24 protein-coding genes and 2 pseudogenes are annotated in these 25,367 nt (G+C 37.4%); 16 read left to right on the forward strand and 10 right to left on the reverse strand.

The window, feature by feature from the left end:
• Positions 1-296 precede the first annotated feature (296 nt).
• Genes AC0QT1_RS05595 through AC0QT1_RS05605 form a run of 3 tightly spaced genes read right to left on the reverse strand, consistent with a single transcriptional unit; the run spans position 297 to position 3,593 of the window.
• Positions 297-836 (reverse strand): DUF1254 domain-containing protein, encoded by a 540-nt coding sequence (locus tag AC0QT1_RS05595; protein ID WP_473201812.1) that lies wholly within the window; start codon positions 834-836, stop codon positions 297-299.
• Complete coding sequence (locus AC0QT1_RS05600) at positions 829-1,425, reverse strand: DUF1214 domain-containing protein (RefSeq protein WP_473201813.1); 597 nt, start codon at positions 1,423-1,425, stop codon at positions 829-831. Before AC0QT1_RS05600 ends, AC0QT1_RS05595 begins: the two co-directional genes overlap by 8 nt.
• Before the next feature lie 17 nt (positions 1,426-1,442).
• On the reverse strand, positions 1,443-3,593 hold the full coding sequence (locus tag AC0QT1_RS05605) for a transglycosylase domain-containing protein (RefSeq protein ID WP_473200597.1): 2,151 nt from the start codon (positions 3,591-3,593) through the stop codon (positions 1,443-1,445).
• Positions 3,594-3,938: 345 nt separating this feature from the next.
• Here AC0QT1_RS05605 and AC0QT1_RS05610 point away from each other — a divergent pair, with 345 nt between their 5' ends.
• The 3 genes from AC0QT1_RS05610 to AC0QT1_RS05620 are packed head-to-tail and all read left to right on the forward strand — an operon-like array spanning position 3,939 to position 6,274.
• Entirely contained in the window at positions 3,939-4,175 is a 237-nt protein-coding gene (locus AC0QT1_RS05610) for a hypothetical protein (protein WP_473200598.1), read from the forward strand.
• 18 nt (positions 4,176-4,193) lie between these two features.
• On the forward strand, positions 4,194-4,859 hold the full coding sequence (locus AC0QT1_RS05615) for a response regulator transcription factor (RefSeq protein WP_473201814.1): 666 nt from the start codon (positions 4,194-4,196) through the stop codon (positions 4,857-4,859).
• Positions 4,859-6,274, forward strand: coding sequence for an ATP-binding protein (locus AC0QT1_RS05620; RefSeq protein ID WP_473201815.1), 1,416 nt, complete (start codon positions 4,859-4,861; stop codon positions 6,272-6,274). Before AC0QT1_RS05615 ends, AC0QT1_RS05620 begins: the two co-directional genes overlap by 1 nt.
• A gap of 126 nt (positions 6,275-6,400) precedes the next feature.
• Here AC0QT1_RS05620 and AC0QT1_RS05625 read toward each other — a convergent pair.
• Positions 6,401-6,574, reverse strand: a pseudogene (locus AC0QT1_RS05625) (tyrosine-type recombinase/integrase); the annotation flags it as partial.
• Positions 6,575-6,993: 419 nt separating this feature from the next.
• Between AC0QT1_RS05625 and AC0QT1_RS05630 the strand changes: the two are divergent.
• The 12 genes and pseudogenes from AC0QT1_RS05630 to gmk all read left to right on the forward strand — a co-directional run bounded on the left by AC0QT1_RS05630 (position 6,994) and on the right by gmk (position 16,794).
• Positions 6,994-7,158: a hypothetical protein gene (locus tag AC0QT1_RS05630; protein ID WP_473201816.1), complete on the forward strand. Its 165-nt coding sequence runs from the start codon at positions 6,994-6,996 to the stop codon at positions 7,156-7,158.
• Positions 7,159-7,173: 15 nt separating this feature from the next.
• Positions 7,174-8,199 carry an MFS transporter gene (locus tag AC0QT1_RS05635; RefSeq protein WP_473201817.1) on the forward strand — a complete coding sequence of 342 codons (1,026 nt, stop codon included), beginning with the start codon at positions 7,174-7,176 and terminating at the stop codon, positions 8,197-8,199.
• Positions 8,196-9,404, forward strand: a complete 1,209-nt coding sequence (locus AC0QT1_RS05640; RefSeq protein WP_473201818.1) for an ATP-grasp domain-containing protein — start codon at positions 8,196-8,198, stop codon at positions 9,402-9,404. Before AC0QT1_RS05635 ends, AC0QT1_RS05640 begins: the two co-directional genes overlap by 4 nt.
• Before the next feature lie 108 nt (positions 9,405-9,512).
• A pseudogene (locus AC0QT1_RS05645) lies at positions 9,513-9,950 on the forward strand (YqcI/YcgG family protein).
• Positions 9,896-10,129, forward strand: coding sequence for a YqcI/YcgG family protein (locus tag AC0QT1_RS05650; protein ID WP_473201819.1), 234 nt, complete (start codon positions 9,896-9,898; stop codon positions 10,127-10,129). The pseudogene AC0QT1_RS05645 and the gene AC0QT1_RS05650 overlap by 55 nt, the downstream one beginning before the upstream one ends.
• Positions 10,122-10,436, forward strand: coding sequence for a cupin domain-containing protein (locus AC0QT1_RS05655; RefSeq protein WP_473201820.1), 315 nt, complete (start codon positions 10,122-10,124; stop codon positions 10,434-10,436). Before AC0QT1_RS05650 ends, AC0QT1_RS05655 begins: the two co-directional genes overlap by 8 nt.
• An 858-nt stretch (positions 10,437-11,294) precedes the next feature.
• The gene (gene fabD / locus AC0QT1_RS05660; RefSeq protein WP_473201821.1) at positions 11,295-12,239 is read left to right on the forward strand and encodes an ACP S-malonyltransferase; all 945 of its coding nucleotides are present in this window, start codon (positions 11,295-11,297) and stop codon (positions 12,237-12,239) included.
• Positions 12,240-12,258: 19 nt separating this feature from the next.
• A complete protein-coding gene (gene fabG, locus AC0QT1_RS05665; RefSeq protein ID WP_473200606.1) occupies positions 12,259-12,996 on the forward strand; it encodes a 3-oxoacyl-[acyl-carrier-protein] reductase in 738 nt (245 codons plus the stop codon).
• A gap of 262 nt (positions 12,997-13,258) precedes the next feature.
• Positions 13,259-13,495 (forward strand): acyl carrier protein, encoded by a 237-nt coding sequence (locus AC0QT1_RS05670; RefSeq protein ID WP_004860281.1) that lies wholly within the window; start codon positions 13,259-13,261, stop codon positions 13,493-13,495.
• Positions 13,496-13,596: 101 nt separating this feature from the next.
• On the forward strand, positions 13,597-14,859 hold the full coding sequence (gene fabF, locus AC0QT1_RS05675; protein ID WP_473200607.1) for a beta-ketoacyl-ACP synthase II: 1,263 nt from the start codon (positions 13,597-13,599) through the stop codon (positions 14,857-14,859).
• 102 nt (positions 14,860-14,961) lie between these two features.
• Positions 14,962-16,071 (forward strand): endolytic transglycosylase MltG, encoded by a 1,110-nt coding sequence (gene mltG, locus AC0QT1_RS05680; RefSeq protein WP_473200608.1) that lies wholly within the window; start codon positions 14,962-14,964, stop codon positions 16,069-16,071.
• A 66-nt stretch (positions 16,072-16,137) separates the two neighbouring features.
• Positions 16,138-16,794, forward strand: coding sequence for a guanylate kinase (gene gmk / locus AC0QT1_RS05685; RefSeq protein ID WP_473200666.1), 657 nt, complete (start codon positions 16,138-16,140; stop codon positions 16,792-16,794).
• A 59-nt stretch (positions 16,795-16,853) separates the two neighbouring features.
• Here the strand turns inward: gmk and rsmA are convergent, their stop codons facing one another.
• The 6 genes from rsmA to lptF form a co-directional block, all read right to left on the reverse strand.
• Positions 16,854-17,684, reverse strand: a complete 831-nt coding sequence (gene rsmA / locus AC0QT1_RS05690; protein WP_473200609.1) for a 16S rRNA (adenine(1518)-N(6)/adenine(1519)-N(6))-dimethyltransferase RsmA — start codon at positions 17,682-17,684, stop codon at positions 16,854-16,856.
• Positions 17,675-18,688 (reverse strand): 4-hydroxythreonine-4-phosphate dehydrogenase PdxA, encoded by a 1,014-nt coding sequence (gene pdxA / locus AC0QT1_RS05695; protein WP_473200610.1) that lies wholly within the window; start codon positions 18,686-18,688, stop codon positions 17,675-17,677. Before pdxA ends, rsmA begins: the two co-directional genes overlap by 10 nt.
• Positions 18,688-19,644, reverse strand: a complete 957-nt coding sequence (locus AC0QT1_RS05700; protein WP_473200611.1) for a SurA N-terminal domain-containing protein — start codon at positions 19,642-19,644, stop codon at positions 18,688-18,690. The genes pdxA and AC0QT1_RS05700 overlap by 1 nt, the downstream gene beginning before the upstream one ends.
• 102 nt (positions 19,645-19,746) lie before the next feature.
• Positions 19,747-22,116, reverse strand: a complete 2,370-nt coding sequence (locus AC0QT1_RS05705) for an LPS-assembly protein LptD (protein ID WP_473201822.1) — start codon at positions 22,114-22,116, stop codon at positions 19,747-19,749.
• Positions 22,117-23,208 carry an LPS export ABC transporter permease LptG gene (gene lptG / locus AC0QT1_RS05710; protein WP_473200613.1) on the reverse strand — a complete coding sequence of 364 codons (1,092 nt, stop codon included), beginning with the start codon at positions 23,206-23,208 and terminating at the stop codon, positions 22,117-22,119.
• Positions 23,205-24,395, reverse strand: coding sequence for an LPS export ABC transporter permease LptF (gene lptF / locus AC0QT1_RS05715; protein ID WP_473201823.1), 1,191 nt, complete (start codon positions 24,393-24,395; stop codon positions 23,205-23,207). The genes lptG and lptF overlap by 4 nt, the downstream gene beginning before the upstream one ends.
• Before the next feature lie 405 nt (positions 24,396-24,800).
• On the opposite strand from lptF, the gene AC0QT1_RS05720 reads away from it, so the two are divergent.
• Positions 24,801-25,247 (forward strand): DNA polymerase III subunit chi, encoded by a 447-nt coding sequence (locus tag AC0QT1_RS05720; RefSeq protein ID WP_473200615.1) that lies wholly within the window; start codon positions 24,801-24,803, stop codon positions 25,245-25,247.
• Positions 25,248-25,367 lie beyond the last annotated feature (120 nt).

Consider the following 25,367-nt stretch of genomic DNA (forward strand, 5'->3'; position numbering starts at 1 on the left):
TATTTGTACAAAATTTTAGCTATCTTTATTATTGGGGGAAGCAAAGGGATGCTTTTCTATTCGACTAAGAGATAATTTCCTGCAACAAGGATTGCCTTCTCTTTCATATTTATAATTAATATACTGTTTTTTATATCTTTGTGTGCTCGATTTATATTCCAAGAGGCAATTGTTATGGCAATCATGATGAATGATTTTTTACTTCAACAAAAATTCAGTTTTTTTAAGTTTGAATAAGAATTATTCATGATAAGATTTAATTGATGAAGAGTAAAAACAACTATTTTAAGACGCTTTTATTCATTCAATCTGCGACAGGTTGCAGTTGTAAAAAAGGCTTCGTTTTCTTTTTTTGCAAGCAAAGAGGGAGCGAAAATGCGTAAGAGTGCAAAACCTTTATTTATATTTTTAGCGACCAAAACTGAATTGATATTGTTTTTAGGTTTTGATTGTTTGAGCTCTATAATTTGTATTGGTTTTCCAATGATGAGATCGAGTGCAGCATCAGGAGCTGTTTGGTCATTAAGGCTATAGAAAATAAGCCCGTCATATGTGTAGGTTGCTAGTGACCAAAATTGTGTTGTTTTTGAAGCCTTTAAATGGACAGGGCCATTTTCAAGATCAAATCTACAAACTTTAAGAAGAAAAAATGGATCTGTAGACTGTTGAATAGGATTTTGAGCATCTAAGTCAACGAATTGATAAGGGGCTCCAGATTTTTTAAGTTCTGTCCATATATTATTTTGTGTCCAATAGGGTATGAGAAAAAGAACGCAAATATGGACAATGACAGTGCCAATGATTGCAAGAAGTGCAGCATGAGTAAATCTAATCACAGTTGTTTTGTCCTAATTGAATTCGTTCTACCGATGGCATCGCAAGTTTTTGCAATTTCGTTGTGGAGATAATTGAGGTATCATATAAGGTGAGAATAAGACCGAATTCTTTTTGACTAATCGTTGCAAGCCAGTTACCAATTTGCGGTTGTGGTGAGAGAGTGATACGGAATGAGCCATCATTTTCATAGGTAATATTGTTGGTGTAGAGTTCGAAAGGTATTTCTTTGGATGAAGTATACGGTTTGAGTGATCTATCCGCTGTATAAAGGGTGAAAAAGCGTGCTTCAGGGATATAGCCTTTAATTAAGTAGTGGCAATGGGGGTGTAGTGGATGTCCGTGGCTATCTTTCCAAATTTGGAAAATAAAACCTTCTGTACGTCCAATTGAAATATCACCTCGTTTAGCAGTCCGTGCGCGAGTATAAGGATCAGTGTTAGACGTTCCCACTTGAGGATAAGCACTCCATTGTCCAATTTTAAAGCGTCCAAAATTATTAAAGGAATTGAGTACATAATCAACACTCAGGGTTCCACATAAAATGGAAAAAGAAAAAATGAAAAAGGGAATCATAATCTTGACAAACATTATAGGATATCTCGAATTCAATGCGTTAAAGCTCCAACTGTTTCCAGCTTCAAAGAGATTGCAGATGATTTTTTTAGATCTTTGTTAATCAGACGTATAATATTTAATGTTTCAGGGGAAAGCGTATAGGGTATTTTTGGTGAAAACTCAGAATCATTGTGTGAAGAGGGCGGTGATGGTTGATAAGGGAGCAGAGAATCTTTGACACCATAGAGTTGTTTGAGCATGATATTTTGATGTGCAGAAAGCATGATGCTATGCCATATCATAGCAGGAACACCACCACCAAAAGCACGATTCATTGGTGAAAAATTATCATTGCCCATCCATACAGCTCCCGTATAATTACCAGTAAAACCAACAAACCATGCATCGCGATAGGATTGTGATGTTCCAGTTTTTCCAGCAACAAGAGTCATGGGGAGGGCAGCGCGTTTACCAGATCCTCGCGTTGTAACACCAACCATCATTTGGTTCATATAAGCTGCTGATTGTTCACTGAGGACTCGATGGAGTTTATGACCGTTATGTTCAAAATCCCACACGATCTGTCCATCTGTTGTTCTGATTTGTGTGAAACCATGGAGATTTCCAGCTAGACCTCCATTTGCAAAGACATTAAAACCAGTTGCCTGATCCATAGGTGTCATATTGGATGTTCCTAGAACCATAGTTTTGTGTGATAAGATATGTGCGTTGATTCCCATATTTTTGATCAGATCTATGATCGGTTGGGTATCGCGGTTAAGGTATTGATAGGTAAGATAGACAGGCACGGTATTGATGGAAAAAGCTAAAGCTGTTGCTAAATCAATTTTGCCAAGATAATGCCCAGAGTTATTTTTGGGTGACCATCCTCCCCAATTGATAGGAGCATCTAAGACGATTGTTGAGGGTGACAGACCATGTTCCATTGCAGCTGCGTAAACATAAGGTTTGAATGAAGAACCAGGTTGCCGTCCACCTTGTGTTGCTCTGTTAAATTGGCTTTTACTGTAATCCAATCCTCCAACAATTGCACAGACAGCTCCGTTATTGTCAAGGATAACTGTTGCAGCTTGTGTTACGCGGTATTGTTGACCATATTGTTGTAAATGATATGTGATTGCTTCTTCTGCTGCTCTTTGAATGTTCGGATCGAGAGTCGTTTGAATGATCAGATTACGGCTTGGAAGTTGGCTACTCATTTTTTTGACTTCGTCGAATGCCCAATCAAGAAAATAATCAGGTTCAGTATTTTTTATTTTTGTAAGTGCTTTTGCCGGATGACGATGAGCGTTGATAATTTGGCTTTCAGTCATAAAACCGCTATTAACAAGATTAGCAAGGACTACATTAGCACGTGTTTGGGCAGCAAAGAGGTGGCTATGAGGAGCATATTTGCTTGGAGCTTTGAAGAGTCCTGCTAACATAGCCGATTCACTAAGGGAAAGATTGCTTATCTCTTTGCCAAAATAAAATTTTGCCGCTGCTGCAATACCAAAACTATTTCCGCCCATATAGGCACGGTCAAGATAAAGTTGCAAAATCTGTTTTTTGCTAAAATTTGCTTCTAACCAAAGGGCAAGATAAGCTTCTTTGATTTTGCGTGTTATAGTTCTTTCATTTGTTAAAAATAAATTTTTAGCTAGTTGTTGTGTAAGGGTTGAACCACCTTGAACTACATTCTTAGCTTGCATATTTTCTGTGATTGCTCGTGTAAGACCTTGTAAATCAATACCCCAGTGATTAAAAAAACGTCTGTCTTCGGTTGCGAGAACAGCTTTAATAACATAATCGGGCATTTCTTCAACAGGGACAGATATAGCTGGTAATGCCCCACGATACCCGATGGGATTTTCATACCGGTCTAAAAAAAGAATGGAAAATTTTTTAAGAGAATACCAATCTTTTTTTGTTAATTCAAAAACTGAAATACCTACAAGAGTAAAAAGAGTAAAACCAATCAATCCTAATGTCAGTGTCTCATCAAGGATTTCTACTATAAAGCGTTTCCATCCTCGGACGTGAAAATATTGTGAGATGATTTTTGCTTTGTTCCAAAAGAAATTGTTAGTAGAACGGATGCGATAAAGCGCTGTGTCGAACAATGCATCTAATTCAATGAGTCGAGGACTGTGGAATAGTTTATTATGTTTTGCTTTCTTTTTTTTAAAAAAATCAAACATGTAAAGAGAGCCTATAACAAAATGACACAACCAAATAAATCTGTAATGATTATATGGAGTAAAAGTATTTTTTTGCTATAGTACTAATAGAGAAAGAGTTTATTATAAGATTACGAGAGGTGATTTATCGTAGGTAATATATTCAGTTTGTTCATTTTTACCTCTTTTTTATTTCAATTATTGTGTAATTTTTACAGAAGAGTTTATTTTAAAATTATTAACTTTGGCGATGTAATCTCTTTATTATTTCATTACAGAGAAGGAGGCTTCTCCTTCATGCATAATTTTTATAAATAAAAAAGATCATTCATTTTATATTCAGAGAGAATAGATTATAAGACATCTATGAGAGGAAAAATTTTTTTATTTGTAATAATAGCTATCTTTTTAGGTGCAAATTCTGTTCAGGCTTCTAGTTGTGTTGAAGTGGGTAAGAAAATTGCTAACCAAGAGAATGGGGTTTTGGTACGCTCAACACCTGTTGTTAAGGATGGAAGAAATACGTGTGTGATTGTGGTTATTGTGCCTGCTCGTGAAGGTGAAAAGTTACGCCGTATTGAGATCTCTGTCCCCATTGATTAAAACTTAGCAGGTTTTGTAATGCGTATTTTAATTGTCGAAGATGACCGGAATCTCAATCATCAATTAGCGGAAGCCGTGAGAAGTGCAGGATATGTTTCGGATAGTGCTTTCGATGGTGAAGAGGCTTATTATTTAGGAAGCACTGAGTCTTATGATGCTGTAATTCTCGATATCGGTTTGCCATATATGGATGGAATTCGTGTTATTGAAAAGTGGCGTCAAGAAGGATATTCCATGCCTGTTTTAATGCTAACGGCGCGAGATCGTTGGTCTGATAAGGTGTGTGGCATTGATGCAGGTGCTGATGATTATGTTGTTAAGCCATTTCACTTGGAGGAAGTGATGGCGCGGTTGCGGGCGTTAATTCGTCGAGCTACTGGCCATGCGGCAAACACATTGTGCTGTGGTAGTGTTTTGTTAGATACTAAAACTTCTCGTGTTTTTGTTGATGGTCAGTTGATAAAATTAACATCCTATGAATTTAGACTTCTTTCATATCTTATGCATCATTGTGATAGGATTGTTTCAAGAACCGAACTTACCGAACACCTTTATGATCAGGATTTTGATAAGGATTCAAATACGGTAGAAGTTTTTGTCGGTCGGTTACGTAAAAAGCTTGGAGTCGATTTGATTGAGACTATTCGAGGGATGGGTTATCGCGTGAGAACGCTAGGTGATTAATGAATGTTGTAAAAAAGCATAACTGGTTTAGGAGGCTGTTTTTTTTCGTTAGTAGATCTCTGAGTTTACGCGTTATGATATTATCAACATTATGGGTTATTATTTCGCTTTCATCGATTTCTGCAGTGAGTATTTTGTTTTATAGGCGCTCAAGTGAACAAAGTCTGGAGCGCATTCTTTCTGCTCATCTTTACAGTCTTATTGCGACAGTTACAGTTTCACCAGAAGGAAATTTGAGAGGAAGTGCGGGAATTGATGATATTCGTTATTCAGATCCAACAACAGGATGGTATTGGGAAGTTGTTGCTATCTCACATAATCTAAAGGGAAGACTGACATCCCCATCATTAGGAACAGAGAAAATATTTTCTTCGAGCGATGTTGATGTGCCTTTTAACAACAAATTTTTTCGCTCTTATCGAATAAAGGGAAAAAATGGTCAAAATTTACAGGTCATTGAGAGTGATGTTGTTCTTGATAATCAAAATCATGTTGCACGTTTTCGCCTTGTGGGGAATATCGATGAGGCACATGCACAAGTGCAGGAATTTAAGCGAACGTTACAAATTTTTCTCTGGAGTTTTGGGATAGGAAGTGTTTTTATCAACATTGCTATTATTTTCTTTAGTTTTCAACCGTTAAAGCTTATTCGACGTGCGTTGAATGATATTCGTGAAGGTAAGGTTCATTATATAAATACAGATTTAGTAAGCGAAGTTATGCCGCTAGCACAAGAGATGAATGCTCTCATCAATAATAATCAGCGTATTATTGAACGGTTTCGTACACAGGTTGGTAATCTTGCACATTCATTGAAGACACCTCTATCAGTGATTGTGAATGAGATTGATAAGATGTATGGAGAACAGGCTCTTTTATTAAGAGAGCAAACAAAAATAATGCAGAATCAGATAAATCATTATCTTCAGCGTGCACGGATCGCGGCACAATGCGATAGTATTATTTATCACACATCTGTTCGCGGAGTGATTAACCGCTTGGTACGGGTTATGAAAAAGCTTAACCCTGAAAAACAATTCCAATTTGTTATGGATAGCGATGATATTATTTTTTCGGGTGAAAGGGAAGATTTAGAAGAAATTGTAGGAAACTTGATTGAGAATGCTGCTCAGTGGTCTTTTACAAAAGTTTTAATCTCCTGTCGTTTAGAAGAGAATATTGAAGAAACAGAATATTTTAGTATTCTCGTAGAAGATGATGGTTCTGGTTTAACAGAAGATAAAATTGATGAAGCTTTAAAAAGGGGACGTCGGTTTGATGAAACTAAGCTGGGAACGGGTTTAGGGCTAGCCATTGTTTCAGATATGGTCAATGAATATGGTGGAAGTCTTGTGTTATCGCGTTCTCATTTGGGGGGACTGTATGCAAAAGTTTTATTACCAAGATTGGAATAAAATTTATAACAAAATAAATATATTAAGCAAAGATAGAGGGAATTTATGATTATTGATTCTACTACATTTTGTTGCCTCTACCTTATTTTATAATTTCAAGAGTAATTTTTTACGATTTGTGCTTTTCTATATATAGAGAGATGGCATATTATCATCTCTCTCTATATATAGAAATTCTTTGAGTTGTGAGATTGTTGCGCCTGAGTTTGCTACACGTGTTGCTGCTAATTTTCTTAAGCCGTGCGCTGATTTTTTAATTTCAGTTACGTTACAAGCCTCACGAAAAAGGTTGCCAAAACTTTATCGTTGGCAAAAGGCGGGGAACATTTCTCATTCAGGTAAAATTGTTGTGTTTCATCGTTTTTCAGAAAAAATGAGGAATTTTGTGGTGAATCAACCAATTGAGCTTGAAGAATGCATGATATGAAAAATAAAAAGAGGACTTTGTGTTGGTAAGCCTAATCCATTCTGCGGGTTGATTAGAAGATGAAATAGTACGCAAAATTATGAGCTTTGCAAAAGAATTATCGGTAAGGGCTACCTTGTAATAGGAGAAGCAAAAACACCAGTTCCCCTCGTTACTCAGTTTTCTGAAAATGATTTATCAGTACGATAAATGTCAGCGTTGAAGTTTATATCATGCCCCTATCAAAAATATTTGACATGCTCTGCAACATATATATTGATTATAATGATGTTTTTTAAAACTAGAGGGGGATATGCGCAAAGAACTTGTTTTTCGGTTTTATGGACTTGTTGTTTTGCTGTATCTTTCTGATATGGTGCTCTTTTTAAGTAATCTTTGGAATGCTTATCGTATAACATCCTCATCGGTTTTCTTGGGTGTGACCATGGCATTAGGAAGCATTACACCCTGTCTTTAAAAAAAAAGTGGCCGTGTGCATATTAAATCCTCGCTGCAGTTGGTAGATTTATACAAAAGACGGATCATCATTTATAGCCTTCTTTTATTGATTGCTCTTTTCCATTACATTGACTCTTTCCTTGGTTTTATGACTGTATCTATCTCTATTGGTTATCTCTCTTTGGTCACCTTGAGTACGCTTGAAACTTATAATACTAAACTAGCGCTTAGTGGTTATATTAGCGCCCAAAAGGCTTCTCGCATCATGCAAACAGTGGTGCAGATTGGTGCCTTTTCGGGAGCAGCCCTTAGTGGTTATCTCTTAGAAATAACTAGCTCACAAGGCGCAGCGGCTGGAATTGGCTATAATGGTTTGATTGCGGCAATTTGTGTGTTTGACATCATCATAAGCCTTGTGGCTAGATATGTTATCTTTCGTGATGAATATAATGCTACGGGCGACGTGACATCTGCAGCTGAGAAGAAGTCAACATTTACATCACAGGCAGAGAGTCTTTCCCTTGAACTTAAATTGTTATGTGCTTGCATAGGCTTTATTGGCTTTCATATTTGCGCCTATAATACATTGGCGACTATTCTTTTTCAGAGTGTAAAAAATTTTAGCTCTGAATATTATGGGCTTTGCAGTGCAGTTGCTGGCGTGGGTGCTTTTTTAGCTGCTTTTATCAAAATCCCTCGCTTTGAATTTATTCTCCCAGCCCTTATGTTGAGTACTTCTGATCTCATTTTTAGCATCACCCAATCACCCTATTTGGCTGTGGTCTTTTGCTTTTTTATTGGTTTTTCAATGAACACCATACGAATTAACGCCCGCAAACATATAATCGAAGCGACTAGGACAGAAACTCAAGCAGAGCTTGTGGGGAATTATAGTGGCATGCTTTATACTGTCTCCCAATCGGTAGGTTATATTATCTTTGGTTTTCTTACAAGCTCCACCTTTATGGGACCGCAGGCAGCTATGTATCTTCTCCCCTTTACAGGGTTAATAATCTTTATTTATGTCCTTTTCTTCTTATCGCGGCGAGTCAAAGCATGAGCAAATCCATTCTTATTGTCGATCCTTTCTCTACGAGCGCCCTCTATGGTCCTGCTTTGCAAAAATTGGGTTATGCCTGTTACGGCGTTTTATCCCAACCAGTCCCTCCTTCTTCGCATTTTACGCTTTCTTATCGGGGTGAAGGCATGGCAGAAGCGAAACTTCATAGTGTAGATGAGATAAAGAAACGCTTTCCAATCGGCACGATAGAGGCTGTAATAGCAGGGGCTGAAGGAGGTATTTATTGTGCAGAGCAATTGGCAGCATATTATGGTTGTCTTGGTAACAACTCCTTGACGACAGATTGGCGAAGGAAAAAGGCGATGATGCAAAGGCGTCTTTGTGAAAAAGGTTTATCTTATATTCGCTCGAAAATTCTTACAAAAAACGATTATGCTCTCGATGGTTTTGAAAGTCTCAGCGGTTATGTAGTGAAACCGAATGATTCTTCTGGTAGCGATGGTGTTTTGTTTTTCTCCAGTCGTAAGGAAGTGGTGGCGTGGGCTTCTGAAATCGATTGGATACAGAAAAATATTTTTGGCCTACCTAATGAAGCTTATTTGCTTCAAGAAAGGTTGGTGGGAGAGGAATACATAGTAGACGCTGTTGTAAATGGGGACGCTATAAAGATATGTGCTTTATCACGATATAAAAAGGGTATGCATAATGGAAGTGCCTTCGTTTATGAATCGCTTGATGTACTTGATGCGCAAGATCCTCTTTATACTGCTCTTATTTCTTATGCAAAACAATGTATTCGTGCGGTGGGGATTGAATATGGGCCCGCACATATGGAAATTATGCAAACTGCCCGCGGTCCAGTGATGATTGAAGTGGGAGCGCGCCTCCACGGAGGGATTGCACCTGCTTTGTTTGCACATTGCTATGACAATGATTTACTTGAAAGCTCTGTTAACCTTATTACGGGAGTGTTTTCTGAAGAACCAAGCCGCTTTAAGAAAAAGGGGCGTATACTCTTTCTTATCAACAAGGACGATGGTCGCATCATAAAAGATATTAGCCTATGGCAGCAAAAGCTTCATTCTTGGCAAAATGTAGTTCATTTTGCACTTTTTTTTAAAGATAATGAACCGCTGCCTCTGACAACCGATTTAAACACCTGCCCCGCTATTATAGCAATTGGGGGGCGGAGTGATGATGAATTAACAGACTTAGAGAAGATAATTCGTAGCAATTTCCTATAAAATACAACCTTTGGAGGATAAAAAACAGATTCAGCAACGCAAATAATTGAAAATATAGACAAATATGAAAAATGGAAGCAGGTGGTTTTTAAAGAGTTTGATGCAATAATGAATAATAAAGACAGTCCTTTTCTCTGCATATTCGGGGTGAAGGGATATCAAAGAGATATGCTTAGATTTGGGTTCTATAAAAAGTTGACCGCAAAAAATATTATGAAAGACCTTGTCAATTATTGTGATAATTGTAAAAGCTTTGGAAAGAACACATCTTTTGTTGCATTTGAAGAGCCCACTTCCATACAAAGTATCAAGGTTTATAGAGAGAAATTTTGGTTTATACTGAGAGATTTGCGAGCATTAGACGATCAAGAGTGGCTTAAACATATCCCCGAAAATATGGATAATCCTTTATGAGAGTTTTGCTTTCATGGTGAACCTATGTTCATAGTTTGCAATACACCATCCCATATAAACAGACTAAGTAGAAAAAGTTGCACGTCCCTAGGTGGTTTTTTTCCGATTTTCTGGATACAAAACAAAAAGTAGAAAATGCTTTTTCCACTGTAAGAAAAAGACTTGAACCTTTTGATATCGTCACAAAATCTCCTCTTTTAGGAAAATTTGGTGATCCAAAGAACAAAGAGTGGATGCAGTATTTCCTACAAGATAATAATATTGAATCCTCACCCTTTCCATATCATATAATGGAACGCAATAATGACTAAATTCTGTAAAATTAAATTAAATAAAAACATATGTGATATATTGAAAATGATGCTACCAGAGCAAGGCTCTATAGAGATACAAAGAGATTTTCCAAAAAAAATACATGATTGGCATATTCACGAAGTTGATGAAACTCTCTTAATTATAGAAGGAGAGCTAGATTTTTTCTATAATGAAAAACGTATAACTTGTACGTCAGGAAATGTTATACATCTCCCTGCTAATACAAGGCACAAATCAGTTGCAGCAGATGCAGGATGCATATACGCGATTGCTACGGAAAATATTACTATTAGAAATGGGTAACCGAGTGTTCTTTATATGATGATGTTTTGATAATATCTTCAGATTTTAAACTTATGCGATTTTGTTATAGACAATTTAAAACGATTGCATTTTTAACAATGTGATTTGTTATGATAAAACATATTGTAAAACTTATGAACTGTTATGCATGATAGCTGCTTTGCATTTCAGTTGGGTTTTCACATGCGTTATAATATTTGCATCATGACTTGTTTTTTTATGCTTTGTTTATAGAAATGATCTATTGAATATGCATAAAAGTGTGGATTCTTAAAAAATTTAATAAAAGGAAAGTATATAACTTATTAACTTTATTGTGTTTTCACAAAATGATTCATGATGTGCTACGCAGCAGAAATTATTTTACCTGAATACAAAGCAATTTGAAGCTATCTAAGATAGCAAAATAATGATGATCACGGGTAATCATTATCGTATTATGATAGAAGTTACCAGTGATCTTTTGATATGTCTTATGATGTTATAAATGGTGAGGTTCCTTTTTAGATAAAGGGCAGTGTTGTGAAAAAATAAAAAAGAGAGGATGCCCTAAAACATTAGGGCAATGTAAGAGAAGAAAATGGACGCACCTTACGTGCAAAATCACCACATGAATCTGTTGATCAATTGGTAATAGGAATGAGTGCTAAACGCTTTTATTTGATGCTATAAAAGAAAAAAACACTGACCAGTATCTATATTGGGTATTTTTGTTTGCGAGGCGTGCTTACTCAAGAGGAATATGACACTGCGCAACATATCTACAGATAAAAAACAATTATCTCTGTATAACTTGATTTGTGTTGATGAATAAGATCAAAAGGAAATAATTTAATTGCGCAATTTAGGAGTCAAATAATGGTAGCAGCTTTCATTTTTCCAGGGCAGGGAAGCCAACTTGTTGGTATGGGGAAAGCGCTTGCGGAGCAATTTGTTGCAGCGCGGATGGTTTTTGAAGAAGTTGATGATGCTTTAGGTGAAAAATTGTCAGATATTATTTTTGAGGGGCCTGCCGATGTTTTGACCTTAACAGCAAATGCGCAGCCAGCATTAATGTGCGTATCCATAGCTATTCTTCGTGTGATGGAACAATTAGGACTTGATATAGAAGCAAAGGTAAAATTTGTTGCAGGTCATTCTTTGGGAGAATATTCGGCTCTTTGTGCCGCTCGTACATTTAATCTTACTGATACAGCAAGGCTTTTGCGTATTCGTGGAAATGCTATGCAGGCTGCTGTTGCTGTTGGTGAAGGCTCTATGGCAGCACTTATTGGTTTGGATGAGCAAGATGTGGAAGAAATTTGTGAGACTATTTCTGAAGAAGGAGTGTGCCAGATTGCGAATGATAATGGAGGAGGACAAATTGTTATTTCAGGTGCGACAAAGGCGGTTGAGTCAGCGGTAAAGATTGCGTCAGAAAAAGGTGCTAAACGTGCACTGCTTCTTTCTGTTTCTGCGCCCTTCCATTCAATCTTAATGCAACCTGCTGCGGATACCATGAAGAAAGCACTTTTAACTGTTAAGAGAATTGCTCCTCTTGTTCCTCTTATTGCTAATGTTTCTGTTGCACCAGAGAGTGATCCAGAGCGTATTGTCACGCTTCTTGTTCAACAAGTGACAGGGAGAGTACGGTGGCGCCAAACAATAGAGTGGATGAGTGCTCATGGGGTTGATACGCTTTTTGAAGTTGGTTCTGGAAAAGTGTTAACAGGTTTAGCGCGTCGTATTAATAAAGATATAAAGGCATTAACAATCGGAACTGCTGAGGAAATAGAAGCAGCATTACAAATACTTAGCGTTTAATCTATGAAGGAGTCTGAAAATGTTTAAATTAACAGGTCGGAAAGCTCTTGTAACCGGAGCATCGGGAGGAATTGGTGAGGCTATAGCGCGTTGTTTTCATGCGCAAGGAGCAATCATTGGGCTCCATGGAACGCGTGAAGACAAGCTTAGAGAAGTGGCTTCAGATCTAGGAAAAGATGTTTTTATTTTTCCCGCTAATCTTTCTGATCGTCCATCTATTAAGCAATTAGCTGAAACAGCGGAAAGAGAAATGGGTGGTGTTGATATCCTTGTTAACAATGCAGGAATCACCCGAGATGGTCTTTTTATCCGTATGCAAGATCAAGACTGGGATGATGTCTTAGCGGTTAATTTAACAGCTGCTTCTATTTTAACACGTGAATTGACACATTCTATGATGCGTCGTCGTTACGGAAGGATTATTAACATAACATCTATTGTTGGTGTCGTTGGAAATCCTGGACAAACAAACTATTGTGCTGCGAAAGCTGGTTTGATAGGCTTTTCTAAATCATTGGCGCAGGAAATTGCTTCACGCAACATCACAGTTAATTGTATTGCTCCAGGGTTTATTAAGTCTGCAATGACCGATAAACTTAATGAGAAGCAAAAAGAAACTATTATGGCTGCCATTCCAATGAAGCGTATGGGGAGCGGAGAGGAAATAGCTTACGCTGCTGCTTATTTAGCGAGTGATGAAGCAGCCTACGTCACGGGTCAAACACTACACATCAACGGTGGGATGGCGATGATCTAAGTATTTTCTTTATTCCACATTGATTTATAAAGTGTATTATTTTAGATAGTATGAATGAAATGGGAAAATAAATCTGTTTTCTTAATATTGTAATTTAATCAATTGATGTCGGAATGTCAGATTGGTTCATTTTCTAAAGGATATCCACAGGAAGTTTTAAGTCATTACTAAAATCTTTAGAGGCAATGCATCTATTGCTTGATTAGATAAGCCGATATAGCTAACCAAATTATAGGAAATAAATAAATTCGAGGATTTCAATATGAGTGATACAGTAGAGCGTGTTAAGAAAATTATCGTGGAGCACCTTGGAGTTAATGCAGATAAGGTGGTGGAAAATGCGAGCTTTATCGATGATTTAGGAGCAGATAGCCTTGATACAGTTGAGCTTGTTATGGCTTTTGAAGAAGAATTTGGTGTAGAAATACCCGATGAGGCTGCTGAAACGATTTTTACAGTGGGTGATGCGGTAAAGTTTATCGATAAAGCTTCTGCGTAATTACTGAAAGGCAAAAGCATTTTACGCTTTTGCCGATATTCTTTGGGGCACTTTCGAAAAGTGAGCTTTGAGAAGTGAGTCTCAATTCAAGGTTTTAAGTCATGAGACGTGTTGTTGTTACTGGTTTAGGATTGGTATCTCCGTTAGCTGGTGATGTCGAGTATAGTTGGAAACGACTCCTTGAAGGGAAAAGTGGCGTTCGTCGCATTACGGAATTTGATGTATCTGATTTACCGTGCCAGATTGCTGCTCGTATCCCTTTGGGTGATGGAACAGATGGTACGTATAATGCTGATTTGCATATGCCTCCCAATGAACAGCGTAAGGTTGATTCATTTATTGTTTATGCAATTGCTGCTGCTGACCAAGCACTTTCAGATGCTGAGTGGTTTCCAAAGAGTGATGAGGATCAGATTTGTACAGGTGTATTAATTGGTTCGGGCATTGGCGGCATTGAAGGCATTGTCGAGGCTGGTTATACGCTTCGTGATAAAGGTCCACGACGTGTTTCCCCTTTTTTTATTCCAGGACGTTTGATTAATCTTGCTTCTGGCTATGTCTCTATTAAATATAGTTTGCGTGGTCCAAATCATTCGGTTGTGACAGCGTGTTCGACAGGTGCACATGCAATTGGTGATGCAGCACGTTTGATTGCTTTTGGTGATGCAGATGTCATGGTAGCAGGTGGTACTGAATCTCCGATAAATCGAATATCTCTTGCTGGTTTTTCTGCTTGTAGAGCTCTTTCTACTTGTCGTAATGATGATCCTGAGCGAGCATCACGTCCTTATGATGCTGATCGTGATGGTTTTGTGATGGGTGAGGGGGCTGCGATTGTCGTTTTAGAAGAGCTTGAACATGCAAAAAAACGCGGTGCCCGTATTTATGCTGAGATTATTGGCTATGGTTTATCTGGTGATGCTTATCACATTACTGCGCCTGCAGAGAGTGGTGAAGGTGCGCAGCGGAGTATGATGGCTGCTCTTAAGCGTGCACAGGTGGATGTAAGCGAACTTGATTATATTAATGCTCACGGGACCTCAACAATGGCCGATACTATAGAGCTGGCAGCTGTTGAGCGTGTTTTGGGGCATTATGCATCACAAGTCTCCATGTCATCAACAAAGTCATCCGTGGGACATTTGCTTGGTGCTGCTGGTGCTGCTGAAGCCATTTTTTGTGTTTTAGCTATACGAGATAATATAGCTCCAGCAACACTTAATCTTGACAATCCATCTATGGAAACAAAAATCGATCTTGTCCCGCATAAACCGCGTGAGCGAAAAATTAATACGATTCTTTCCAATTCCTTTGGGTTTGGTGGTACAAATGCATCTTTAGTGATGCGGCGCTTTGGGGAATAATAAACAGTTTTTATTTTTGAGTTTTCTATTTTATATAAAATTGTAAAAAATTGAGTGAGAAATTATCGTTTTAAGATCTAAAAGCTGTTGAGGGTGATAGTTGTGTCCGATGTGAAAAATGAGAGACCGCTGAAGGACGTAAATGACTCCTCTTCAAATTATAGAATAGATAAGAGTGGTATGTTAGTCCATAAAAAACGGAAGAAATCATTTATCGTACGTAATCCATTCGTCATTCTCGGTCATTTTTTTCTGATGATAACTCTGGTTGTTATTTTAGCCATAAGTATTCCTCTTTATATTGGGAAAAGTATTTTTGAGGGAAAGGGAATTACGGAGAGAGAGCAAGTTGTTCTCATCTATCCAAAAACAGGCATTCGTGAAATTGCTTCACTGCTTGAAAAACGTGGTCTCATTCGGTCAGCTGATATTTTTGTTTATGGGGTTGGATACCATCAAAAAACGACACATCTTAAAGCTGGTGAGTATTTGATTCCAGCGCATGCTTCGATGCTGGATATTATGGATATTCTTGTGAAAGGCAAATCTATTGAATATACCTTTACAGTGCCAGAGGGTTTGACCGTTCAACAAGTTTTTGATCGATTAGCTGCTAATGAAATTTTAATTGGGGATCTACCAAAAACTTTACCTCCAGAGGGCAGCTTGATGACGGATACGGTTCGTTTTATTCGTGGAACAACGCGTGAAGAAATTATCAACAGATTGCGCGAAGGACAGACAAAATTAGTTCATACTATATGGGCTACGCGTTCACTTGATTTACCAATTAAGTCCATTGAAGAATTTGTTATATTAGCCTCGATTGTTGAGAAAGAAACGGGTATTGCAGCAGAGAGACCAAAAGTTGCTGCGGTTTTTTATAATCGTCTTGCAAAACATATGCGCCTTCAGTCTGATCCAACAGTAATTTATGGTCTTTTTGGTGGGAAAGGAATACCATCTGGTCGTGCAATTTATCGTTCAGATCTTGAAAAGGAAACACCATATAATACTTATAAAATCAATGGTTTGCCACCAACGGCTATTGCGAATCCGGGTCGAGATTCTCTAAAAGCAGTGGCAAATCCACCAACCAGTGATGCGCTCTATTTTGTAGCGGATGGTTCGGGAGGGCATGTTTTTTCTAGAACTTTAGAGGAGCATAATGTGAATGTTCGTAAATGGCGTGTATTAAAGGCAACGCATTAAACTTTTTGAGATTGTAGAAACATATTATTGAAAGTTTGCAGAAAAGTAAAAAAGTAGAGCAATATGATGACATTCTTTGAGGATGAATTAGTCCCTAAAAGAAAAGAACAGCGCCGTGGTTTTTTGCTGATTCTCTCTTCACCTTCAGGAGCTGGCAAATCAACTCTTTCTCGGTTACTTTTGAAAGATAGACAATTAGAGCTTTCTGTAAGTATGACAACACGGCAAAGACGGCCTAGTGAAGTGGATGGTCTTCATTATCATTTTATCTCAAAGAAAGAGTTTGAGCGCAAGCGTGATGGTGATGAGTTTATTGAATGGGCAGAAGTTCATGGGAATTATTACGGAACGTTACGTGAAAGCGTTGAAAATGTGTTAAGAACTGGTCGAGATATGTTGTTCGATATTGATTATCAAGGTACCGAACAGCTTCAAAAAAAGATGCCAGAGGATACTGTATCTGTTTTTATTCTTCCACCATCAATGAAAGAGCTTATTTCGCGTTTGAATCGTCGAGCAGAAGACAGTCAAGAGATCATTAATTTACGATTGAAGAATGCACGAACGGAAATACAGCATTGGCGTTCTTACGATTATGTTGTTATTAACGAGGATTTAAATCACTCCTTGTCGCTTATTAAAGCGATTTATTTAGCTGAAACAGCAAAACGTGAAAGGGGACTTTTTCTGGAATCCTTTATTGATGGGCTTATTAATGAATAAGATTCATTAATGTTTTTATTCTTTTGTAAAGAAATTAATAAACAAAAAATGATGCTTTTTTAGATTACCAAATTAGCTAAAGTCACAAATTCAGAAATTGAAAGTGTTTCAGCGCGGCGTGTTCCATCAATTCCCGCTTTTTCTAAAAGTATTTCACCTCCAACTGGTTTAAGATTTTGACGGAGCATTTTTCGTCTTTTTCCAAAAGCAGTTTTTGTAATAAAGCTTAATTTTTCTGCGCAACAGGTAAGAGGTTCTGTTCGCGGAATGATATGAACAACGGAAGAAGTTATTTTGGGTGCTGGGGTGAAGGCTTGAGGAGGCACATCAAACGCAATTTTCGCAATGGTACGCCAGCCAGTTAAGACACTAAGACGCCCATAGTGGGCGGATTGAGGTTTTGCTGTAATGCGTTTGGCAACTTCTCGTTGAAACATTAATGTCATTGATTCATAAAAAGGAGGCCACGGTTCAGCTAACAACCAATTTAATAAGAGTTGTGTTCCAATATTATAGGGAAGATTTGCAATAATGCGTGGTTTTTCTGAATATGTTTCAAAGAGTTTTGAAAAATCTTGCTTCAGCGCATCATTACAAATAACTTTTAGTTTTTGCGGATAGTGTTTTTCTATCTCTAAGAGGGCTGGTATACAGCGCTCATCCCGTTCTATTGCCGTTACAATGGCGCCTTTTGCAAGTAAGGCACGTGTTAAACCTCCAGGACCAGGACCTACTTCAATAACAGGTTTTCCTTCTAAATTTCCTGCTTGATGTGCAATTTTAGATGTGAGATTAAGATCGAAAAGGAAATTTTGTCCCAAGGATTTATGAGCTTGTAATCCGTATATATTAATAACTTCACGCAAGGGAGGGAGATCATCTATTGGCATGGTATCAGATTATTTTTGGCAAGTTGATATGCAAGTTTAAGAGCAGCTATAAAGCTTTCGGGAGAGGCAATCCCTTTATCAGCAATATCAAAAGCCGTTCCGTGATCTGGAGAAGTACGAATAAAAGGAAGTCCTAAAGTGATATTGACAGTAGCGTCAAAGTCCAGAGTTTTAACAGGAATAAGGGCTTGATCATGATACATACAAAGAGCAACATCATATGTTTTTCTTGCACGTTTATGGAACATTGTATCGGCAGGCAGTGGACCTATAATATTGAGTCCTTTCTTTTTAAGATACTCAATAGCAGGCGTGATAATTTCAATCTCTTCTTTTCCCATTGTACCTTCTTCTCCTGCATGAGGATTAAGCCCAGCAACAGCAAGCCGAGGTGAAGGTATTTTAAATCGTTTTCTTAAGTCGTATTCAGTAATCAATGCTGTTTGAATAATTGCCTGACGAGTGAGATACGAGGGAACTTCTTTGAAAGGAATATGAACAGTAATAGGCACTGTTTTTAAATGAGTCCCTGATAACATCATAACTGGATGATAACATTTATTAGAGGTTTTATGAGCTAAATCGGCTAAAAACTCTGTATGACCGGGAAATTCAAATCCGGCATCGTAAAGATTTTTTTTGGCTATAGGACAAGTGATAAGTGCACATGCATAGCCACTTTGGATCAATTGAACGCCACGTTTAATCGCTTCAATTATTCCGGCAGCATTATTCGGTGAAGGTACACCGAGTTGATCGCTTTGTCGATTTTTTAATGGTATTACAGGAAGAGCTTCTTGGAAATTTTTTACAGAATTGTCGATTAAAACAGATTCTACTTCGACATTGATCTGTAAAAAACGAGCACGCGCACGAATAATATCTGGATCAGCAAGAAGAACAAAAGGTGGAATTTGACGCGTAACGCGTAAATGCCATGCTTTTAATACTATTTCAGGTCCAATACCAGCAGGATCTCCACTGCTAACAACAAGCACAGCCATTATGAGTTTTGAATACGTGCCGTACGCCGCAACTCTTCTAAATATTTTTCACTCAATTGCTCAAGTTTTTGCGGGCTTTTTTTCTTATTATCTTGAATGGAAAATATCAGCCGAGCCACGTAATCATCAGAAACTCTTTTTATTTTGCAGACAGCAACCGCTTCAATTCCATCAGATGTTTCCTGAAATTTTGTCATTTTTCCAACAGGCGTTGCAAGGATGGCCTGTTCCCATGCACTGGGAAGCTGGGGTTCAAGAAATTTTCCCAAGTGGCGGATTGTAACATCCAAAATACCTTTTGCTTGATTTTGGGCATTAGCACATCCTCGGAAATGTGCACGGAAATTGTTTGCTTCTCTTTGACGTCTTTCAAAGATTTCTGAACGGCGGTGTGCAGGAATGACAAAAACGATACGCTGGAGTGTATATTCATTGGTTGAAGGTTTTACACCACCATTTTTTAATATCCTACGGACAGCTTCTTGTTCTGTAATCAACCCTGTTTCAGCTTGATAGCGTGCATTAACAAGACGACCCCAGCCTATTTGCCCACGAATGTAATCCTTAAAGTGTTGCACTGTGATATCATTTTGAATCAGAATATGATTGAGTTGATCAAGGGTCATATTATTCTGTGTTGCAAAATTTTCAAAAGCAGTGTCAACCTCATTATCGCTCACTTCAATATTACGGCGCTTTATTTCGATATTTCTGAGAACTTCATTAATAAGCTCAGTTTTAGCTTGTGCAGTAAGATTGCCTTGTTTTTGTTGTAATTTGAGAAAAGCAGCGCGCCGTTGTATATCATAATTTGTGATAGGATTACCATTGACTGTAGCAACGATGACAGTCTGTGCGAAGACCGGTGAAATTAAAAATCCACTTATCAGCATATTGCTCGCGCTCAAAGGTGCAATACAAAGTAAAGCAAAAATACGCTTTTTTAAGTTGTTCATGTAAATAGGCCTTCGCATTGTTTATTAATTCTCATCAATTACTTAAAATATACGTTTTTTCTCATAAAGACAATAATAAGTTAAATTGCTTATACATTCTCTTTATAAATTTGAGTTTATCTTTTTTCCAATATCTGCAATTGTACGCAATGAGAGAGAGAAATTAAAATTTTGCAAGGGTGTTTTTTCCCCTGGATTATTTACCTGCTGATAACCGAATGTTAGCCCGAAACATTCATCTGTGTAGTTTAAGCTGATTCCCCGCTTTACGAATGTACCGGATACCAAGTCATAACCGGCATTGCTATTAATAGACCAATAGTTAGCTAGTTTAAGACCAGTTTGAAAAGAAATTTCTTGTCGCTCTTGTGTGTATTCATAATCTGGTTGGCTAGCAATATAGACATACTGTATAGCCGCTCCGAAATTTTGCCATTTCTGTGAAGCTTCAATTTCACTACGGCGAATTTTTCTTGTTTTTTTATCAAAACGTCCTCGTGCTTCCAATGAAAAACCACTCTTATGATTTGCACCAAACATTGCAACATAGTCTGAACGTGTAGCTTCGAGACTAGAATGAATGCCTACATTAACAAAATCTTTTTCTGCAAAAGAATTTTTCCCCGCTAGATGAAAGGATTGTCCAATAAGACCATAAAGAGACCAACTATTATTAAAACTTCCAGCATATCTGAAACCTACGTTGGCTCTTGTACCACCTTCTACACGGTCATAACCAGAGAACTTATTGCGTTGAAAGAGGGCGGTTGCGTCAAAGATGAAACTTTGTGCATCTTCATTGGGAACTTGTCCGATATATCGCTCATTATTGCGTACGAAAATTTGTGCGGTTGGTTCTATAATATGCTTGGAATTTCCCAATGTAATGAGCAAGGGATACTGTAATTCTAGACCAGCCGTTGCCATGCCACGAAATGCTGCGTTACGAAGAGTTGGTGAGGAGCCATTCCCTATAGAAATAGGATTGTTTTCATGTGCTTTTATTGTAATGATATCAGCACGTAAAGAGAGAAGAGGGGATAATATAAGTCCATTATGTGTGTTGAAGCGCCTTTTCCATTCCAGCTCGTTTGTTAAACGAAAACTATTTCCAGCCATACCAGAAAGTCTAGTGGTATTAGAAGGTTTTCCGTTCCAGTCAGAAGAACTGAAGTCAGCATGACGACGGTAAATTGATTGCATATTGCTATGGAAGGTAAGCTTTCCATTATAAATTGATTCATTTGGTGTAAAAGAATAATCAATGTGGGGGAGGACCCATGCTTGCCGAGAATGGCGTTCATAAGTGGAATCATTTAAGTTCAAATCTTGAATTTCAAAATGGTAAAAACGCATATCAAAGTAATTTTTTCCTGCAAGACCATTCAAATAAAGCTGAGAAAGTTGTGTAGGATTGTTATAGTTTTCAAGTTTATAGGCACGACTGAAATGTCGATCAGATTGTGCGAGAATATTCCATCCATAAGTCCAATGGGAATTAAGCCGAAAATCACCTTTCGTTGCTAGCATATAACGGTTTCTATGTTGTGCATCAATCGTATCCTTGTCAAAGCTTTTCGGTTTCATTTGATAGATATAAGCAAAGCGAATATTGTAATTCCCTGTTTTAAACCGTTGACGCCATTCACCTTCAGTTAAAAGCCCTTGTTGGGTATAGACAGTAGAAGAAAGTGTAAAATCATAATGAGGAGCAAGATTCCAAAAATAAGAATTTTTTATTCCCATGCCGAGATAGTCAGAATAAAAAAAATGAGGTGCAAGGAGACCACTAGCACGCTTCACAGTTGGGTCATAGAGCTCAAAAGTTGGAAACTTTAGAATCGGTACACCAAAAACTTCAAAGCGGCTATTTTCAAATCGAATTTTTTTGGTAAGGTTATTCCATATGATCTTTCTTGCTTTAATCTTCCAGAGTACCTCTCTATCTGGTTTATAGGAGCAAGGTTCACAAGCTGTATAGGATGCATTGTTGAAGACTGTTACCTCACTGTTACTTCGTGTCGCACTTGCAGCCGCAAAATGGACATTGTTAGCGGTATCAATGCGTAAGGCGTTTACAAATCCTTCACCAAAATCTTTGGTCATATCAATTCGGTTGGAATAAATTTTGTTACCATCTTTTTGAACGATTTCGACATTTCCTTGTGCTATAATTCGTCCTGTTTTTTGATTGTAGATGACTTTTTGGGCAACAACTTTATTGCCATCATATTCGATTTGAACATTGCCTTGTGCAGAGACAGTATTTTCATCACGGTTGTAAATAAGTTCATCTGCAGAGAGCAAAAGAGGGTTTACTGGATTCGGGACACGATTTTGAGTAATAGAAGGAAGGTGTTTAGCATATACTGAGCAGGATGAAGCTACAGCTAAAATAAAAGCAATAATGCTTTTAAAAGCAAGTGCACTTAATTTTCTTAAAATCACTTTCTTACTTATTAATACTTTCACTTAACCATCCTCTTTATGAAGGAGAAAAGAGATTCCTAAAAACAATGCAATAACAACTGGTGTCCAAGCAGCGACAATTGGTGGAATATATCCAGCATTACCAAAAGCCTGAACGAGTACCGAAATAACATAAAGCATGAATCCCGCTATTACGCCACCAAGAATTAATGTTCCAGATTGTCCAAAACGCGTAAAGTTTAAAGATACAGTTGCTGCAATGAGCGTCATTGTCACAAGCAGAGCAGGCAATGCAATCAAAGATTGTAAATACATGTCAAAATTATTGGCAGAATAGCCAAATGAACGTGCGATCATAATTTTTTTTGGCAATTGGTAAAATGGAATAGTCGCTGGATTCACTAAACGTTCAGTTAAAAACTCAGGTTTTAGATTGGTTTTTATTTGGAATGTATTAAATTTTTTGGGAGGATATCCTATTTTATAGATTGTTCCTTTTGTTAAAATCCAAGTCCCATTTGTTAATGTTGCTTTTTTTGTATTAATCCAATTTTTAATTGTTGCATTATCGTTGTATTCTACAAAGGTTGCATCGATAAGGGAAAGTCCTTGATCAGTAATAGATTTAGCCCCAATGGTTGTTCTCCCTGAAGGTGTACGTTGTGTTAACCATAGGATGCGCGGATCATGAGGAGATTTTAGGATCGTATTACTACGCCATTCAGTCATCATTTTTTCTGCTTGAGAAAATCCCCATGCGGCAAGTGGATTAATAAAAAAAATTGAAAATAATCCGAGAAGAAAAGCTCCAAAACACGCAGGCATAAGAAATTGCCATGCAGAAACACCAATTGAGCGCGTTACAACAAGTTCAAGTTTTCGATTAAGCGAGATCAGCATTACCATTGCAGAAAAGAGTGCAATAAAGGGAATAAGTTGTTGCATGATAAAAGGGATACGTAAAACAGAGATTAAAAAGGCATCTTTTGCCGTATAATGTGAAACGTTGGATAGCCGACCAGAATTTTCTGTAAAATCGATCAAAAGAGCAAGAATCAAAATACCCCAAAAGAAATAACAGGTTATTTTAAAATAACGTATAAAAAAATATCGTCCAAGCGTCCAACCAATCATGACACTTCATCCGAGGGATATTGAGATTTCCGATGTTCAAATTTTTTGACCAATTTTTGAAAGGCTATTTGGATTAACTCATTAAGTCCTGTTGGGATACCAATTTGATGATTTGTTAAGAGCATGAAAAAAACAAGTACACTCACACCTATGGGGGTAATATAAAGGAGAGGAATATATGCGAGATCGCTCTTTGCTTTTTCAGCGAAAAAATATCCTATCCAATATACTAACAAAGAGAAGGCAATAGCAGAAAAGTTTGCAGAGTTACCTGCTTGTCGATATGAGCATGTACTTCCTGCAGCTGCTAAGGCAATTAATGAAAAAACAATTGGATAGAGCCATTCTGTAAGTCTGCGGTGAAACTCAGCTTTATATTGGAGAGGCTTTCGCTGATAGTAGGGATCCTTTGGATCAGGGCTGAGTAAATAAGAAAGCGTGCGATCTTTTGGGTAAAGTGTAGGTGTTTTATTATGAGGGATGAATTCACCTAGGCTAAAGGTATATGAGCTAAATTGAACAATCGAAGTGCTATCATTTTGACGATTTATCCTTTCTATTTCTCCGTTATTAAGAACAAGAAAACTGCCGTTTTTATTGCTCACAATGGATGCATCTGTAGCATAGTAGAAAAGATCAGTCTTAGGATCACGTTGGTCGGCAATGAAAAGGCGACCAAGCGTTCCATTTGGATTACGCTCACCAATTTCTATGTAAAGATTATTAGCGAGTTTTTGGAAGCTGCCTTCACTAATGAAAAGGTTAATAAGATCAAACTGAGCGCTTGCTAGCATTTGTCGCATGTTAAAACGTGCTTGAGGAACAATAAAATTGGCTATAGAAAAGCAAGCACATGAGGCAATAATAGCGAGAAGAAGAATTGGTTTCCAAACAGTACTTTGGGGAAAACCTGAGGCACCAATGATCGCGAGTTCTGAGTCTTTATTCATTGCTGAAAGAGTCATCGTAATTGCAATGACTAATGCGAATGGAATAACAAGAAAAATAACAGAAGGAATCAATGAGAGTGAAAATTGTAAGACTGTTAGGAGTGTTTGTCTGCTTGTTGTAAGAAAGTTTATCCTAGCAAGAATTTGCACTGTCCAACTGATACTGATTGCTGCAATCATGACAGCACTAAAGAGGACTAAAACACGTTTTAGGATGTAGAATTCAATGATACGCATAATTGGATAACATCCTCAGTCCTTAAATAAAGTAGATATTTTACACTGCTTTGAATTAAAAACAATCAAACTTAAAAAAACATTTTTGTATCTATTGCATATTTTTATCAAAAAAATCGTGTAAAATTTTACAGATCTTAATCTTATTTTATCGTATATTTTATTTTCGGTGGTAGTCTATAGCGAGAAGAGAAAAAGAACTCAAATAGACCTTTTTATTAACCGATAAAATGATTAGGGGTCTTTTGTATTTTTCTAGTTTTAATACACATGAAAAAAAGTAAGACAGATAATCAGAAAAAGAGAAATTATTGTATTTTAGTCCATTTTTTTTGTATTGGAGCTGATCGAAGAATTTTCAAAAAGATATTAATTTTCTTATAAAGAGTGATAAAGGCTAAGAGGGTGGATATTTTATTCTATCATTTGACCCAGTCAACGCTGGAAGATATTTTGCCAACACTTGTCGAGCGTGCGCTATCTCGTTTTGGTACGGTAACAATACAATGTGTGAGTAAAGAGCAATGTGATGCTATAGATATGCGTTTATGGGTTTATGCTGATGAGGCATTTATTGGACATGGAACTGAGAGTGATCAACATCCAAGCTATCAGCCTGTATTTCTTACTACAGGGCAGGAAAATCCGAATAATTCAAAGATACGTTTTCTTATAGAGGGAGCAGTTTGCTCGAATATTGATGTTTATCAGCGACTTGTAGTGCTGTTTGATGGTCGAAACGATGAACAGTTAGATATTGTTCGTGCACAGTGGAAAAAATATAAAATAGAAAATCATAATTTAACTTACTGGCAACAGACTGAAGACCGCTGTTGGGAAAAACAGATTTGATGTGTATAATATCTGTTATTTTATTTTTTCTGATTGGGGGGATGATGAATCCGGTGCCCTTTATTATGACCTTGTCTTTTTGGAGCACTCAAGATGTGCGCTATAATCAAAAAAGTTAAA

The sequence above is a fragment of the Bartonella sp. P12B genome (assembly GCF_055796185.1).

Excerpts from the sequence above, each read along its gene's own strand:
- lptG (WP_473200613.1), bottom strand. The coding sequence starts at position 23,208 with ATGATTGGTTGGACGCTTGGACGATATTTTTTTATACGTTATTTTAAA.
- AC0QT1_RS05630 (WP_473201816.1), top strand. The coding sequence starts at position 6,994 with ATGCGCAAAGAACTTGTTTTTCGGTTTTATGGACTTGTTGTTTTGCTG.
- lptF (WP_473201823.1), bottom strand. The coding sequence starts at position 24,395 with ATGCGTATCATTGAATTCTACATCCTAAAACGTGTTTTAGTCCTCTTT.
- fabG (WP_473200606.1), top strand. The coding sequence starts at position 12,259 with ATGTTTAAATTAACAGGTCGGAAAGCTCTTGTAACCGGAGCATCGGGA.
- AC0QT1_RS05640 (WP_473201818.1), top strand. The coding sequence starts at position 8,196 with ATGAGCAAATCCATTCTTATTGTCGATCCTTTCTCTACGAGCGCCCTC.
- AC0QT1_RS05605 (WP_473200597.1), bottom strand. The coding sequence starts at position 3,593 with ATGTTTGATTTTTTTAAAAAAAAGAAAGCAAAACATAATAAACTATTC.
- rsmA (WP_473200609.1), bottom strand. The coding sequence starts at position 17,684 with ATGCCAATAGATGATCTCCCTCCCTTGCGTGAAGTTATTAATATATAC.
- AC0QT1_RS05615 (WP_473201814.1), top strand. The coding sequence starts at position 4,194 with ATGCGTATTTTAATTGTCGAAGATGACCGGAATCTCAATCATCAATTA.
- fabD (WP_473201821.1), top strand. The coding sequence starts at position 11,295 with ATGGTAGCAGCTTTCATTTTTCCAGGGCAGGGAAGCCAACTTGTTGGT.
- AC0QT1_RS05610 (WP_473200598.1), top strand. The coding sequence starts at position 3,939 with ATGAGAGGAAAAATTTTTTTATTTGTAATAATAGCTATCTTTTTAGGT.
- gmk (WP_473200666.1), top strand. The coding sequence starts at position 16,138 with ATGACATTCTTTGAGGATGAATTAGTCCCTAAAAGAAAAGAACAGCGC.
- AC0QT1_RS05655 (WP_473201820.1), top strand. The coding sequence starts at position 10,122 with ATGACTAAATTCTGTAAAATTAAATTAAATAAAAACATATGTGATATA.
- AC0QT1_RS05700 (WP_473200611.1), bottom strand. The coding sequence starts at position 19,644 with ATGAACAACTTAAAAAAGCGTATTTTTGCTTTACTTTGTATTGCACCT.
- AC0QT1_RS05620 (WP_473201815.1), top strand. The coding sequence starts at position 4,859 with ATGAATGTTGTAAAAAAGCATAACTGGTTTAGGAGGCTGTTTTTTTTC.
- pdxA (WP_473200610.1), bottom strand. The coding sequence starts at position 18,688 with ATGGCTGTGCTTGTTGTTAGCAGTGGAGATCCTGCTGGTATTGGACCT.
- AC0QT1_RS05600 (WP_473201813.1), bottom strand. The coding sequence starts at position 1,425 with ATGTTTGTCAAGATTATGATTCCCTTTTTCATTTTTTCTTTTTCCATT.
- fabF (WP_473200607.1), top strand. The coding sequence starts at position 13,597 with ATGAGACGTGTTGTTGTTACTGGTTTAGGATTGGTATCTCCGTTAGCT.
- AC0QT1_RS05670 (WP_004860281.1), top strand. The coding sequence starts at position 13,259 with ATGAGTGATACAGTAGAGCGTGTTAAGAAAATTATCGTGGAGCACCTT.